We start from the raw sequence: 12101 nt of genomic DNA on the forward strand, positions 1-12101 counted from the left end.
TAAACACGTATTTAATCGTAAATAGCATGTAAATAACATTTTTTCACTGACATTGGCTTTTAAATATGGTTAAGATGCTTTAACGAAGGAGTTTAAGCTTGAGCAGCAAACTGAGCCGCTCAGCTTAAGGAGATAGATATGTTTAAAAAGATTTTAGCGTCGGTAGGTATTGGCGCTGCAAAAGTAGATACAATTTTAGAAACTGAGCATCTTCAGCCAGGGCAACTTTTTAACGCTAATATCGTTATAACTGCAGGCGATGTGGCTCAAGAAATTGCTGGCCTTGATTTGTTTTTAATGACTCGCGTTAAAGTTGATGGCGAAGAAGGTGAGTACTTTACTAATCACGTAATAGATCAGTGGCGTATAACCGATATAGGCACTGTTGAGCCAGGCGAAGTTAAAAGCATTCCATTTGAAGCGCGCCTTCATCCAGAAACGCCAATTACTGAAATTAATGCCGGCTACAACCAATCACATGTATGGATTGAAACAGGTCTTGATATTGATTTAGCACTAGACCCAACAGATAAAGACCACTTGCATATTTACCCTAACGAAGCTGTTAAAACCTGTATGCAAGCAATGGATAAATTAGGGTTTAGTTTATTAAAAGCTGATGTTGAAAAAGGCCATTTACGTGCGCCTACTTTTCAGTCGGTATCGGGGTGTTATCAAGAGTTAGAATACAAGCCTAATAGCCGCAGCTTATTTGGTATTCAAGAAATTGAATTATCGTTTGTACCAGAAGCACACAAAACGCATGTTTTAATTGAGCTGGATAGAGCATTTAGAGGCGATGGTTATGTTGATTTAACCATAGAGCACGACCATGTAAATTTATCGCAGTTGTGCGACCAATTAGAGCGTTTGTTTGCCTAAGTGATGCATAGTTTAACTAAACCCAGCTTAGGCTGGGTTTTTTATTTTAGGATTTTATATGTCGTTTAAATGTGCGCATTTTGATGCGCTTGATACGCGTACTTTATTTACGATAATGCGCGGCCGTGTTGATGTATTTGTAGTAGAGCAAACGTGTCCTTACCCTGAGCTTGATGAAGTAGACATTAACCCTAGTACTCAGCATTTATATGCAATTGCAGATAATAGTTTATTAGCTTATGCCCGCTGCTATGAAAAAAACGAGCAGTACAGTGCAATAGGCCGTGTACTGGTTTGCAAAAGTGAGCGAGGTAAAGGGCGGGCTACTGAGCTTGTAAATGCGGCCATAGCATGTTGTAAAAAGCAGTGGCCACAGCGTCATATTTATATAGGCGCACAAACCTATTTATTAGCATTTTATCGCTCTTTTGGCTTTACAGAAGTAGGGGAGCAATACCTAGAAGATGGCATCCCTCATCAAGATATGGTGTTAAATACTCTAAGCTAATTTATTACGAGTAAATTTAAGCTATTAAAAAGCCCACTTAACACGTGGGCTTTGCTTAATTTAGTACTTAACCTGAACTCGGGTTAGTTAAAAATAACGTTTTAACTTAACACCGAATGTAAAAACACAGCACCAATAGCTATAGGGCACACAAACTTAGTGTATACAGGCCATACTTTCCAAAATAGTGTGTTATGAACCTCAGGGTTACCTTGCTGTATTGCTTTTAGTAGTGAGCCACGGTACCAAATCCAGCCAACAAAAATACAACACATTAAGCCAAGCAAAGGCTGAGCAACTTTAGTTGTTAGGGTGATCACTAAACCAAATAAGCTTCCTAAGTTACATACTATGGTAATGCTCACTGCGCTTATTAGCGCGCCAATTAGCCATGTTGCCTGCAGGCGGCTCATTGCAAAGCGCTCCACCGTATACGATACCGGCGCCTCTAACATTGAAATAGAGGAGGTAAGTGCGGCTATACTCATTAGGGCAAAAAATGCAAAGCCTATAAATAAACCCACAGAGCCCATACCATCAAACAATGCTGGTAGCACTTGAAACACCAGTGTGTCTTCAGAGAGAAGTTTGCCTGTAGATGAAAAAATTTCTACGCCTTGAGCTTGTGCGACATACATGGCAGGTATAATTAAAAGGCCCGCTACAAACGCGATAAACACATCTATTAAGGTTACATATGCGCCTAGCGTGACTAGGTTTTCTTTTTTACTTATGTAAGAGCCATAAATAATCATCACACTGGTGCCTAATGACAAAGAGAAAAACGCTTGGCCGAGTGCACTTACGAGTAAATTCGCATCAAATATAGATGAAAAATCAGGCACTAAATAGGCTTTAAGCCCTTGCATAGCACCTTCTTGGGTCATAACGTAGGCAATTAAGGCAAATAAAATACCTAAAAGCGCAGGCATCAGACGCTTAGACCATTTTTCTATGCCGTTTTCTACGCCACGACTAATAATAGCCACGGTGAGTATAATAAATATCACTGTAAAAATGATGTTTCGTGAAAGTGACTGATCACTTAACCACGTTGAAGCTTGATTTGCACCAGCTAATGTAGTGATAGGTTCAATTGTTGCGCTGAGCATCCAGCCTGCCACAATGGCATAAAAACTTAAAATAAAGCCCGCACATAAAATCCCCCCAAAACCCACGATAAAAGCAAAGCGCTTTTGCCACGAGTGTGATGTTATTTTTGTTAAAGAAGACACCGCATTAGCTTGTCCGTGGCGGCCAATTATAAGCTCAGCCATAAGTGCGGGGTATGCTAAAAAGAACGCGAGTACCAAATAAGCGACTAAAAAAGCGGCACCACCATTACTTGCTGTTTGGGTAGGGAAACCCCAAATATTACCTAAACCTACTGCAGAGCCTGCGGCGGCCATTATAAATCCAAAGCGAGAGCTAAACTCACCTCTAACTGCGCTCATATTGTTGTACTTCTCTATTTTTTGACGGCGCTGACAATCTACTGGAATTGCAAATAAATAAAAAGTACTTATTTGCTCAATTGTGACAATAATTATCGTCTGGTGTGTCTATCATGCGATGCATTTAATTAATGTTATCAACAGGTTTAGAATAAGGAGTTGATTTTGTGTAATAAATTTTAGGGCCTGTTTACCTTTCGAGGTTAAATTTGCAGCAGTCTGTTTGGTGTTTAGGCAAGGCAGAGCCTATTTAGTGTGGTTGTTCCCCATAAATAGGCGATAACGACGTATAAATGCCAAACAGGCGCTGCCCTAAGGGTTCTGCCTAGGGGCTATTTACTCTTTGTTACTCGGTTTTTACGTAGCCCACTAGGTTACAAACCTCGCGCCGCGATTAAACAGCCCCTAGATAGAACAAATTATAACCCTAAAAGGCCAACAGGCCCTAATTACTGTTGTGTAAATAATATTTTACGAATCGTGATGCTGGCCAATTTTAAGGGTAAAACACGCCCCTTGAAGCCGCGTACTTTTACTAACGCTTACACTGCCGTGATGCCAATCTGCCACTTTTGCAACAATGGCTAACCCTAAGCCATAGCTTTTATCAGCACGGTTACGGTGGCTTTCTTCTCTAAAAAACGGGCTAAAAACGTTATTAAAGTTCTCTGGTGCGATGCCTGGGCCATCATCTTCAACTGTAATATATAAATAATGCTCATCGCGCTTTGCACTGACATAAATAGTGTCTTTTGCAAAGTCGCAGGCATTGCCAATTAAATTACTAATAGCCCGAGCAAGCCAATGTAAGTCAGCAAAAACCATATCGTCACTACTGTTTAGTTGTATTTTAAGTTGGCTGGTTTCAATTTTAGGCGAAAGCTGTGTAAGTAAATCTTCAAGATAGTGCGATAAATTAGTTTGCGAGTAGGTGAGCTGGTTGGCATTTTGCTCAAGGGTTGCAAAGGCTAAATAGCTTTTAAGCATCGATTCCATATGATCGAGATCGTTTTCCATACGCACAAGGTATTGTTTAACTTTAGGCATATCTGCGCTGTCGAGCGCAGCATCTAAGCCAAAGCGTAAACATGCGATAGGGGTTCTAATATCGTGCGATAAGCTCGATGCCATTAATTTGTTTTCCGCCACGAGCTTTTCTATTTGGCTAGCCATGCGGTTAAATGTAAGCTCAACATCTCTTATGTAGGTAAAGTGAGAGACCTTTATTCTCGCTTGTACATCACCTGCGGCAAACTTTTTAGCCGCATCGTTTAATACTGTTAAGCGTTTAGCTAGTGGGGCAATAATAAAGCCCATAAAAATGCAGAGTCCAGCATAAAACAACAAAGTTAAAATAATATCGTTGCGCTGATCTGTTTCAAAGCCTTTATCTAGGCGCATGGAAAGATGATAAGGCGACAATACTTCGCTACTGTAGAGCATATAAAAACCTTGCTGGTCTTCTAAAATAAGGCCGCTTTGGGTATGCATTTGTAGTATTAAAGACGGCGGCAGGGCAAGGGATTCATTGTTTTTGTAATCAAGCTTTACATTAAAGTCGTTTGCCAATTGCTTTACATAAGCTGCGCGCTCTGAGGTCGCTACACTACTCAAATGTTTACTAAAGCCGTTGATCATTTGGCTTTGTAGGCTAAATTCATCATGCGGTGTTTGAGTTTGTTGGCTAAATGCATCGATTAGCCAGCCCAATACAACAATAGAAAGCAGCGCACTACCGAGTAGTGAAATGTAAAATTTTTTCATTTAAACCGCCACGGTTACTATTCCCACGCAGTGGCAACAAGTAAATAACCACGCCCCCAAATTGTTTTAATTTTTTCTGGGTTTTGCGGGTCATCATGAAACTTTTTGCGCAGCGCAGATATTAGTACATCAACACTTCTATCAAGCCCATCGTATTCACGGCCTTTGGTTGCTTTAAACACAGCATCACGCGAGACTACTTGGCCTGCATTACTGGCTAAATAGTGCAGTAGGAGGTACTCAGCACTAGAAATAGCCATATCTTGATTATTAAGCGTTACACTGCGTGATTGAGTATCAATACTGAGTGCGCCTACAGTAATCACACTCTCCTTAGTGGTTACTTTAGTCGGTTCGCTGGTAAGGCGCAGTGCTGCTTTTATACGGGCAAGTAATGCACGAGGGCGCACTGGCTTCATGATGTAATCACTCGCACCTACTTCTAAACCAATTACTTCATCCATTTCATCATCGCGGGCGGTCAGCATAATAATGGGCGCAGTGTAAAAGCTACGTAGCTCTCTGCACACACTTATACCGTCTTGGCCTGGCAACATAATGTCGAGCAACACTATGTTAGGGTTTAAGTTTTTTACCTGGCTTATTACTTCATCGCCGCGGTGGCAAACATGGGTGGTATAGCCTTGCTCGGTTAAGTACTCTGCAACCCATTGGGCTAAAGAGGTGTCATCTTCAACTAATAAAATAGTGCCGTAATTATCCATAAAGCTTCCTTAGTGCTAGTGGGTTGCCGTGTGTGGATTGAAACTCGCCCTTAAATAACCCTAAGGGCTGCATAGGTTTGGGATTTATGCTGCATTAGTGCCTATATAGGTAAACAACCACACTTTATAAGCGCTGACTTACTTAATTAGCAAACACATTGCTGTAAAATCAATCACGAAATGTCATACCTCTAATTAGAACAAGCGCCAGCGGCGTTTTTTTTGTCTATTTTGATAAACCCACTGCAGTTTAACCTCTGTTGTGGCAATAACTTGGGCTGTATTACTATCAAACAATTCAAAAGAAATACTTTGCTGGGAGTCGAAGGTATATTCAAATACGCCTTGTTGCTGCTTTAACCAGCATTGCATTATATATTTTGATGTTGCGTCTCTTAGGCAGTAATTACCAATAGTTGGTTGCTGCCAGCTAAGCGTTACATCAGCGTAGCAATTACGGCCCTCACGTAGCGCAACACAAGTGTCGGGCAGCGCAATTAATGGGGCTGTTTTATCTGTGGTTTTAGCAGATGAAATAGCAGGGAAGATCAATAATAAACAGATCCATCTAAAATACATAACGTAGGCCTACCTTGGCTTTATGTTGATACCCTTGAGAAATAATGGGGCTGTCGTCTATTTCTTTTGAAAACCACGTTGTTAACCAGCCAGACAAAAACACCCAATCTTGAGAAATAGGGTACTCAGCATGAAACTCAAACATAATACTGGTACTGCCATTAGGGGTGTAAATAGGGCGATTAGCGGTGGCTTCGTCTGCATCTATACCAAAGTAATAGTTAGTAAAACTGCCTGAATAAGCGCTAATACCCACCCCAGATCTAAACTCCCAATTACGCCATGGCAAAATATGGCTAAAAAAGGTGTTAAACACCCAGCCATTATGTGTACCTGTAATATCATGTAAAAACTCAAACGAAATTTGCGAGTTTTCAAAGCGGCGCGTTAATCTTAGCCCAGCATCAAAATCGTAATTACGCGATTTTATACCCGCAAGCTCTTCTATTACACCGTGGTTGTAAAAACCTAAGCCTTTGTCATCAAAGCCAGCTTGAGTATTGGTGCCTAATATATCCAAGCCCCAATCAAATTTATCTATAAGGCTGTAACCCACAACTAAGCCGCCGCTTAACTGGTTATGATCAAAGTCGAGATAAAAGTTTTCGTAGGAAATAGCCAGGCTTAAATCGAGTTCAATGCCATCGTCGTAGGAATCAAGGCCAATTAGGTAAGAGTCTTCTACATAATAACCAGCCCCAGCGCTCCAATCCCACGCAAAACCTTGGGTGGGCTCTAGCGTGTTATCAGCATAGTATCGATTGCTTGCCTGGCTTTGAAAGCTCAAAAAACTGGCGCAAAGCAATACGCTATTAATAAAAGTATGCTGTAAGAAAGCGTTTTTCATCCCTGGGGACCTAATTATTATTTGTTATTAAGCGTATTATATTGGTAAGTGAATCCTTGAATCTGTAAAAAAATGTAGTTTTTTACGTTATTGCACTTTTATTTTGTCAATTAAAATACTGCTTAAGTAATATTGCATCATAGGCGTTAAGGCACTCACCTCTGTACGCGTACATGGGCCTTGTAGTTTAGTTAAGCTGCTTAATTTAGTAATGGTTTTAAAGGGCGGCACAGTTACTTCCTTACCTGCGCGCGCTATGCGGGCTTGCTCGGTATTTTGTTGATGTACAAATGTTGCCACTTCTAACTCATTAGTAATTTTTTGCTCTTGGGCAAAGCTAAACAATAAAGGCTCACGGTGGAAGCTTGCGCTGTCTATTGATGATTTTGCAAACCATACCACATCGCCAGAGGCGCGGTGCGTAATGCGCATGCTCACTTGCGCTAGTATGGTGGCGCATTGTTGAGTAGGGTATTGCTGCGCTACTTTGGCAAATAAAGGGTAAGGGTTTTCAGGTTGAGTTAACGCATATTTTGTATCGTCAGTAAATGCTAAATCTAACTGATGAATAGCTAACGTGTAGTCACTGTTTTTGCTATCAGTCACTTCTAAGCCTTTATCGTTCAAGGCTTGGGTTATTTGCTTTAATAGCGTGTCTGTTACGCTTGCTTTATCGGTTGTAATACGCACTGTTTGGCCGCGTGTTACTTTGTGCGCCGGTAACTGTACAGACTTAACTTTTGGCGATGCGTGCTCTGTTTTATACTCAAGCTGGTAAGTTTCGCTCTTTAATGTTGGCTTTAACGGTAAAGCCAAAGGCTCGGCCGGCTGTTTGGTAATTGCACAACCTGCTGATAATAATATAAAAAGTGATACAACTATAAAACGCATAAATACTTAACATCCACTTAAAAAGCCAATAATCGCAACATTGTACGTTAGTCCTATCAAAACTTCATGATATTATGCACATAGATGTAGTTAAAAAAGAATAAATTTGTAACGAATGAAGTATCTCACTAATTTTATGTATGTTTGGGTCGCTATTTGTCTATCTTTACCGCTTCAGGCAATAGCTAAAGCAGACTCAAGCTGGGATGGATTCGTAAAACAGTATGGACGCTACGCAGAAAAAAAACTCAACAGTAAAGGTATTCCTGGCGCTGCGCTTTCGATAGTGAGTATTGGTAACGCTGATTATATCCACACCATGGGCCGCACTAAGGCAAGAAGTGGCACACAGGTTAACCGCCACACCCGCTTTAGGTTGGCTTCTGTGTCAAAAACATTTGCAGGGTCGTTAACTGCAAAGCTTGCAAGTGAAGGGTTAATAGATTTATTTAAACCGGTAAGTGAGTATATACCTGCCTTTAAAGGCACGGTTTATAAAGATAATTTAAAAGTATTTCACTTATTAAGCCACTCCAGCGGTTTGGTTCCTAATGCGTATGACAATTTAATCGAATCAAGAATGAATTATCCCGATATTGTCGAAAAGCTATTAACAGTAAAGCCCATTTGCGAACCAGGCCAATGCTATGGCTATCAAAACGTGATGTTTAGTTTAATTGATGATGTCATTTACAGCAGTACCAATAAAAAATATGACCAGTGGCTGCAAGAGGGAATTTTTACACCATTAAAAATGAGCGATACCAGCTTAGGCTACGATGCAATGGTGCAGGATAAAAATTATGCGCTGCCGCACGTTAGAGGCAAAAAACGTTGGTACACAGCCAAGCTGAAAAAAAACTATTATAAAGTCGGCCCTGCTGCGGGCGTAAATGCAAGTGCCACCGATATGGCAAAATGGTTAAATGCGCAATTAGGGCAAAACCTAGATGTACTTTCTTTAGATGCACTTGCTACACAAACACGTCCTTATACACTTACAAAAAAAGAGCGTTATAGACGAGTATGGAAAAAGGAATTAGAACAAGCTTATTATGGATTAGGCTGGCGTGTTTATAACTATAACGATGAAACGCTTTATTATCATAGTGGCTGGGTGCAAGGCTATCGCAGTGACTTAGTGGTTATACCGCATTTAAATGTGGGTTTTAGCTTGATTGTTAACGCGGAAACAGGCGTGATAAATGAATTAACTACTGAATTTTTAGACCGTTTATTAAAATACAAACGCACTAAATAAAACAGGCCTAAAATTGCCTAAAAAGCGCCGTGCTTTAAATTTATTGTTTAAAGGTAAAAAGCATAAATAAGTACATATAATAAAAAAACCAGCTTAATGCTGGTTTTTTTATAAAAAGCTCACTGCACAATTAACTTATGCGCGTGGTAATTGAATCTTTTTTTCTGCACTTTGACGATACAATACAACAGTGTGACCTATTGTTTGTAGCTTAGTAGCGCCGGTTTCACGAACGATTGCATCAAAAATAAGTGCTTTTGTTTCACGATCGTCAGTAGGTACTTTTACTTTAATCAATTCGTGAATTTCTAATGCACTTTGAATTTCGACTACTACGCCCTCGGTTAAACCGTTAGAACCTAGTAAAACTACAGGCTTAAGGCTATGCGCCTGACCTTTTAAAAACTGCTTTTGTTTGTTTGATAATGTCATGTTTATACAAATTTTGCTGAATATGGCTTGAATTAAGGGTATTCTAACGCCATCTAAAGAATATTACTAATTAGTTGCGTGTTAATTTATGACAAATAAAAAACATTCAGCCAGTTCAAAGCGATGGCTGAAAGAACATTTTGATGATCAATATGTTCAGCAAGCGCAAAAAAAAGGCTGGCGTTCTCGAGCTGTTTTCAAATTAGATGAGATCCAAAATAAAGATAAACTGCTTCGCCCTGGTATGACCGTTGTTGATTTAGGTGCTGCACCTGGCAGCTGGTCACAATACTTAGCCGAGAAAGTATCTGATAAAGGTCAGGTTGTTGCGTGTGACATATTACCTATGGACTCACTTGCGGGGGTTGACTTTTTACAAGGCGATTTTCGTGAAGAAGCCGTACTTGATGCATTGTTAAAACGCATTGATGGTAAAAATGTTGATGTGGTACTCTCTGACATGGCACCAAATATGAGCGGTAATAACTCGGTAGATCAAGCGGGTAGCATGTATTTGGTAGAATTAGCACTTGATATGTGTCATCAAGTATTAAAGAAAAATGGTGCATTTGTTGTTAAAGTGTTTCAAGGTGAAGGCTTTGATCAATACTTGCAAGATGTTCGTAATAGTTTTAAAGCAGTGAAAATACGCAAACCTGATGCCTCACGTGCCCGTTCTCGGGAAGTATATATAGTAGCGACCGGCTACAAACTGTAGTACAGTTGCTTGGCGTTTAGTTGAATTTAAATTAATTGGATACAAGAGGTTAACCCCTTGAGCGATATGGCGAAAAATCTAATACTCTGGCTGGTTATTGCAGTTGTGCTAATGTCAGTATTTCAGAGCTTTAATGGCGGCGATCAAGTTGATCGTCAAACAAGTTACACTCAATTTGTAAAAGACGTGCGTAGCGGCTCTTTACAAGAAGTTATTATTGACCGTGGAACGGGTAATATTACAGGTACTAAAAGTAGTGGTGAGCGTTTTCAAACCACAATGCCAATGTACGATGAAGATTTAATTAATGATTTACTTAAAAACGATGTAAATGTGAAAGGCGTACAGCCTGAAGAACAATCGTTTTTAGCAAGTATTTTTATCTCTTGGTTCCCAATGTTGCTGCTTATAGGGGTATGGATATTCTTCATGCGTCAAATGCAAGGCGGTGGCGGTAAAGGCGCAATGTCGTTTGGTAAAAGCAAAGCGCGCCTGATGAGCGAAGACCAAGTTAAAACAACTTTTGCTGATGTAGCAGGTTGTGATGAAGCAAAAGACGACGTAACAGAGTTAGTAGACTTTTTACGTGACCCTTCTAAGTTCCAAAAACTTGGTGGTAGTATTCCTAAGGGCGTACTAATGGTGGGTCCTCCTGGTACGGGTAAAACATTACTTGCAAAAGCCGTAGCCGGTGAAGCAAAAGTACCGTTTTTCACCATTTCAGGTTCTGACTTTGTTGAAATGTTTGTTGGTGTGGGCGCATCGCGTGTACGTGACATGTTTGAGCAAGCTAAAAAGGCTGCACCCTGTATTATCTTTATAGATGAGATTGATGCTGTAGGTCGTAAGCGTGGCGCTGGCATGGGTGGTGGACACGACGAACGTGAACAAACACTAAACCAAATGCTAGTAGAAATGGATGGTTTTGAAGGTAACGAAGGTATTATCGTTATAGCGGCAACTAACCGCCCTGACGTACTAGACCCTGCATTACTTCGTCCTGGTCGTTTTGACCGTCAAGTAGTGGTTGGCTTACCTGATATTCGTGGCCGTGAGCAAATTCTTAAAGTACATATGCGTAAAGTGCCATTAGGCGATAACGTAGAAGCGGCAGTTATTGCACGTGGTACGCCTGGTTTCTCTGGTGCTGATTTAGCAAACCTTGTAAACGAAGCCGCACTTTATGCCGCACGTGGTAATAAACGTGTTGTAAGTATGGCCGAATTTGATGCTGCTAAAGATAAAATCATGATGGGTGCAGAGCGCAAGACCATGGTGATGAGTGAGCAAGAGAAAGAAATGACGGCTTACCATGAAGCGGGCCATGCTATTGTTGGCCGTATGGTGCCAGAGCACGACCCAGTTTATAAAGTGTCGATTATTCCACGTGGCCGTGCCCTTGGTGTAACTATGTACTTACCTGAACAGGACCGTGTCAGTCATTCTAAAGAGCTTTTAGAGTCAATGATTTCAAGCCTTTACGGTGGCCGAATTGCTGAAGCACTTATCTATGGCGAAGACAAGGTAACAACGGGTGCGAGTAACGACATTGAGCGTGCAACAGATATTGCACGTAAAATGGTAACGCAGTGGGGCTTGAGTGAAAAACTAGGTCCGTTACTTTACGCTGAAGATCAAAACGAGATGTACATGGGTGGCGGCGGTGGTCGCGCAATGAGCATGTCTGATGAAACAGCTAAAGTAATTGATGCCGAAGTACGCTTATTCTCAGACCGTAATTATCAAAGAGCAGAAGATATATTAAAAGAAAATATTGATATTCTTCATGCGATGAAAGATGCATTAATGAAATACGAAACAATTGATGCTAAACAAATTGATGATTTAATGGCGCGTCAGCCTGTGCGTGAACCACGTGATGCACACGACCGTTTAGACGATAAGCCAACTAAAACAGTTGCACCTCAAGAAAAGCCGGTTGATGAAAGCCAAAAACCGGATGATTCATCGAAAAAAGATGAAACAAACCTTGATGATAAAGCTGAATAATCGTTAAAATAATACTTTAAAAGCCCCGTA

General features: G+C 40.6%; 12 protein-coding genes. 5 read left to right on the plus strand and 7 right to left on the minus strand.

Features of this window, described 5'->3' with window-relative positions; all coding sequences use genetic code 11:
- Window positions 1-138 precede the first annotated feature (138 nt).
- Together EJ103_RS04835 and EJ103_RS04840 are read left to right on the plus strand one after the other, a co-directional pair.
- The gene (locus EJ103_RS04835; RefSeq protein WP_004587355.1) at window positions 139-882 is read left to right on the plus strand and encodes a sporulation protein; all 744 of its coding nucleotides are present in this window, start codon (window positions 139-141) and stop codon (window positions 880-882) included.
- A gap of 58 nt (window positions 883-940) precedes the next feature.
- Window positions 941-1390 carry a GNAT family N-acetyltransferase gene (locus EJ103_RS04840; RefSeq protein WP_004587354.1) on the plus strand — a complete coding sequence of 150 codons (450 nt, stop codon included), beginning with the start codon at window positions 941-943 and terminating at the stop codon, window positions 1388-1390.
- Between the two features lie 101 nt (window positions 1391-1491).
- Here EJ103_RS04840 and EJ103_RS04845 read toward each other — a convergent pair whose 3' ends face one another.
- From EJ103_RS04845 to EJ103_RS04870, 6 genes are all read right to left on the minus strand, one after another.
- Window positions 1492-2844 carry a sodium-dependent transporter gene (locus EJ103_RS04845; protein WP_126006332.1) on the minus strand — a complete coding sequence of 451 codons (1353 nt, stop codon included), beginning with the start codon at window positions 2842-2844 and terminating at the stop codon, window positions 1492-1494.
- A gap of 471 nt (window positions 2845-3315) precedes the next feature.
- Complete coding sequence (locus EJ103_RS04850; protein ID WP_126006334.1) at window positions 3316-4608, minus strand: HAMP domain-containing sensor histidine kinase; 1293 nt, start codon at window positions 4606-4608, stop codon at window positions 3316-3318.
- Between the two features lie 17 nt (window positions 4609-4625).
- Window positions 4626-5333, minus strand: coding sequence for a response regulator transcription factor (locus EJ103_RS04855; protein WP_126006336.1), 708 nt, complete (start codon window positions 5331-5333; stop codon window positions 4626-4628).
- Window positions 5334-5528: 195 nt separating this feature from the next.
- A complete protein-coding gene (locus EJ103_RS04860; protein WP_004587350.1) occupies window positions 5529-5912 on the minus strand; it encodes a DUF3019 domain-containing protein in 384 nt (127 codons plus the stop codon).
- Window positions 5902-6759, minus strand: coding sequence for a MipA/OmpV family protein (locus tag EJ103_RS04865; protein ID WP_004587349.1), 858 nt, complete (start codon window positions 6757-6759; stop codon window positions 5902-5904). The genes EJ103_RS04860 and EJ103_RS04865 overlap by 11 nt, the downstream gene beginning before the upstream one ends.
- Window positions 6760-6846: 87 nt before the next feature.
- The gene (locus EJ103_RS04870; RefSeq protein ID WP_029773447.1) at window positions 6847-7650 is read right to left on the minus strand and encodes a hypothetical protein; all 804 of its coding nucleotides are present in this window, start codon (window positions 7648-7650) and stop codon (window positions 6847-6849) included.
- Window positions 7651-7765: 115 nt separating this feature from the next.
- On the opposite strand from EJ103_RS04870, the gene EJ103_RS04875 reads away from it, so the two are divergent.
- Window positions 7766-8911, plus strand: coding sequence for a serine hydrolase domain-containing protein (locus EJ103_RS04875; RefSeq protein WP_039972217.1), 1146 nt, complete (start codon window positions 7766-7768; stop codon window positions 8909-8911).
- Between the two features lie 135 nt (window positions 8912-9046).
- On the opposite strand, the gene yhbY is transcribed toward EJ103_RS04875, so the two are convergent.
- Window positions 9047-9343, minus strand: coding sequence for a ribosome assembly RNA-binding protein YhbY (gene yhbY / locus EJ103_RS04880; protein WP_004587346.1), 297 nt, complete (start codon window positions 9341-9343; stop codon window positions 9047-9049).
- An 88-nt stretch (window positions 9344-9431) separates the two neighbouring features.
- Here yhbY and rlmE point away from each other — a divergent pair, with 88 nt between their 5' ends.
- Together rlmE and ftsH are read left to right on the plus strand one after the other, a co-directional pair.
- Window positions 9432-10061, plus strand: coding sequence for a 23S rRNA (uridine(2552)-2'-O)-methyltransferase RlmE (rlmE, locus tag EJ103_RS04885; protein ID WP_004587345.1), 630 nt, complete (start codon window positions 9432-9434; stop codon window positions 10059-10061).
- A gap of 66 nt (window positions 10062-10127) precedes the next feature.
- The gene (ftsH, locus tag EJ103_RS04890) at window positions 10128-12071 is read left to right on the plus strand and encodes an ATP-dependent zinc metalloprotease FtsH (protein ID WP_004587344.1); all 1944 of its coding nucleotides are present in this window, start codon (window positions 10128-10130) and stop codon (window positions 12069-12071) included.
- The last annotated feature ends 30 nt before the right edge of the window (window positions 12072-12101 follow it).

It is taken from the genome of Pseudoalteromonas sp. Xi13 (genome assembly GCF_003952205.1).
GTDB classification, from domain to species: domain Bacteria; phylum Pseudomonadota; class Gammaproteobacteria; order Enterobacterales; family Alteromonadaceae; genus Pseudoalteromonas; species Pseudoalteromonas atlantica.

What these genes read in the sequence shown, in the direction of transcription:
- rlmE (WP_004587345.1), top strand. Translation starts at nt 9,432, where the DNA reads ATGACAAATAAAAAACATTCAGCCAGTTCAAAGCGATGGCTGAAAGAA.
- EJ103_RS04835 (WP_004587355.1), top strand. Translation starts at nt 139, where the DNA reads ATGTTTAAAAAGATTTTAGCGTCGGTAGGTATTGGCGCTGCAAAAGTA.
- EJ103_RS04845 (WP_126006332.1), bottom strand. Translation starts at nt 2,844, where the DNA reads ATGAGCGCAGTTAGAGGTGAGTTTAGCTCTCGCTTTGGATTTATAATG.
- EJ103_RS04850 (WP_126006334.1), bottom strand. Translation starts at nt 4,608, where the DNA reads ATGAAAAAATTTTACATTTCACTACTCGGTAGTGCGCTGCTTTCTATT.
- EJ103_RS04855 (WP_126006336.1), bottom strand. Translation starts at nt 5,333, where the DNA reads ATGGATAATTACGGCACTATTTTATTAGTTGAAGATGACACCTCTTTA.
- EJ103_RS04865 (WP_004587349.1), bottom strand. Translation starts at nt 6,759, where the DNA reads ATGAAAAACGCTTTCTTACAGCATACTTTTATTAATAGCGTATTGCTT.
- EJ103_RS04840 (WP_004587354.1), top strand. Translation starts at nt 941, where the DNA reads ATGTCGTTTAAATGTGCGCATTTTGATGCGCTTGATACGCGTACTTTA.
- EJ103_RS04860 (WP_004587350.1), bottom strand. Translation starts at nt 5,912, where the DNA reads ATGTATTTTAGATGGATCTGTTTATTATTGATCTTCCCTGCTATTTCA.
- yhbY (WP_004587346.1), bottom strand. Translation starts at nt 9,343, where the DNA reads ATGACATTATCAAACAAACAAAAGCAGTTTTTAAAAGGTCAGGCGCAT.
- ftsH (WP_004587344.1), top strand. Translation starts at nt 10,128, where the DNA reads ATGGCGAAAAATCTAATACTCTGGCTGGTTATTGCAGTTGTGCTAATG.
- EJ103_RS04870 (WP_029773447.1), bottom strand. Translation starts at nt 7,650, where the DNA reads ATGCGTTTTATAGTTGTATCACTTTTTATATTATTATCAGCAGGTTGT.
- EJ103_RS04875 (WP_039972217.1), top strand. Translation starts at nt 7,766, where the DNA reads ATGAAGTATCTCACTAATTTTATGTATGTTTGGGTCGCTATTTGTCTA.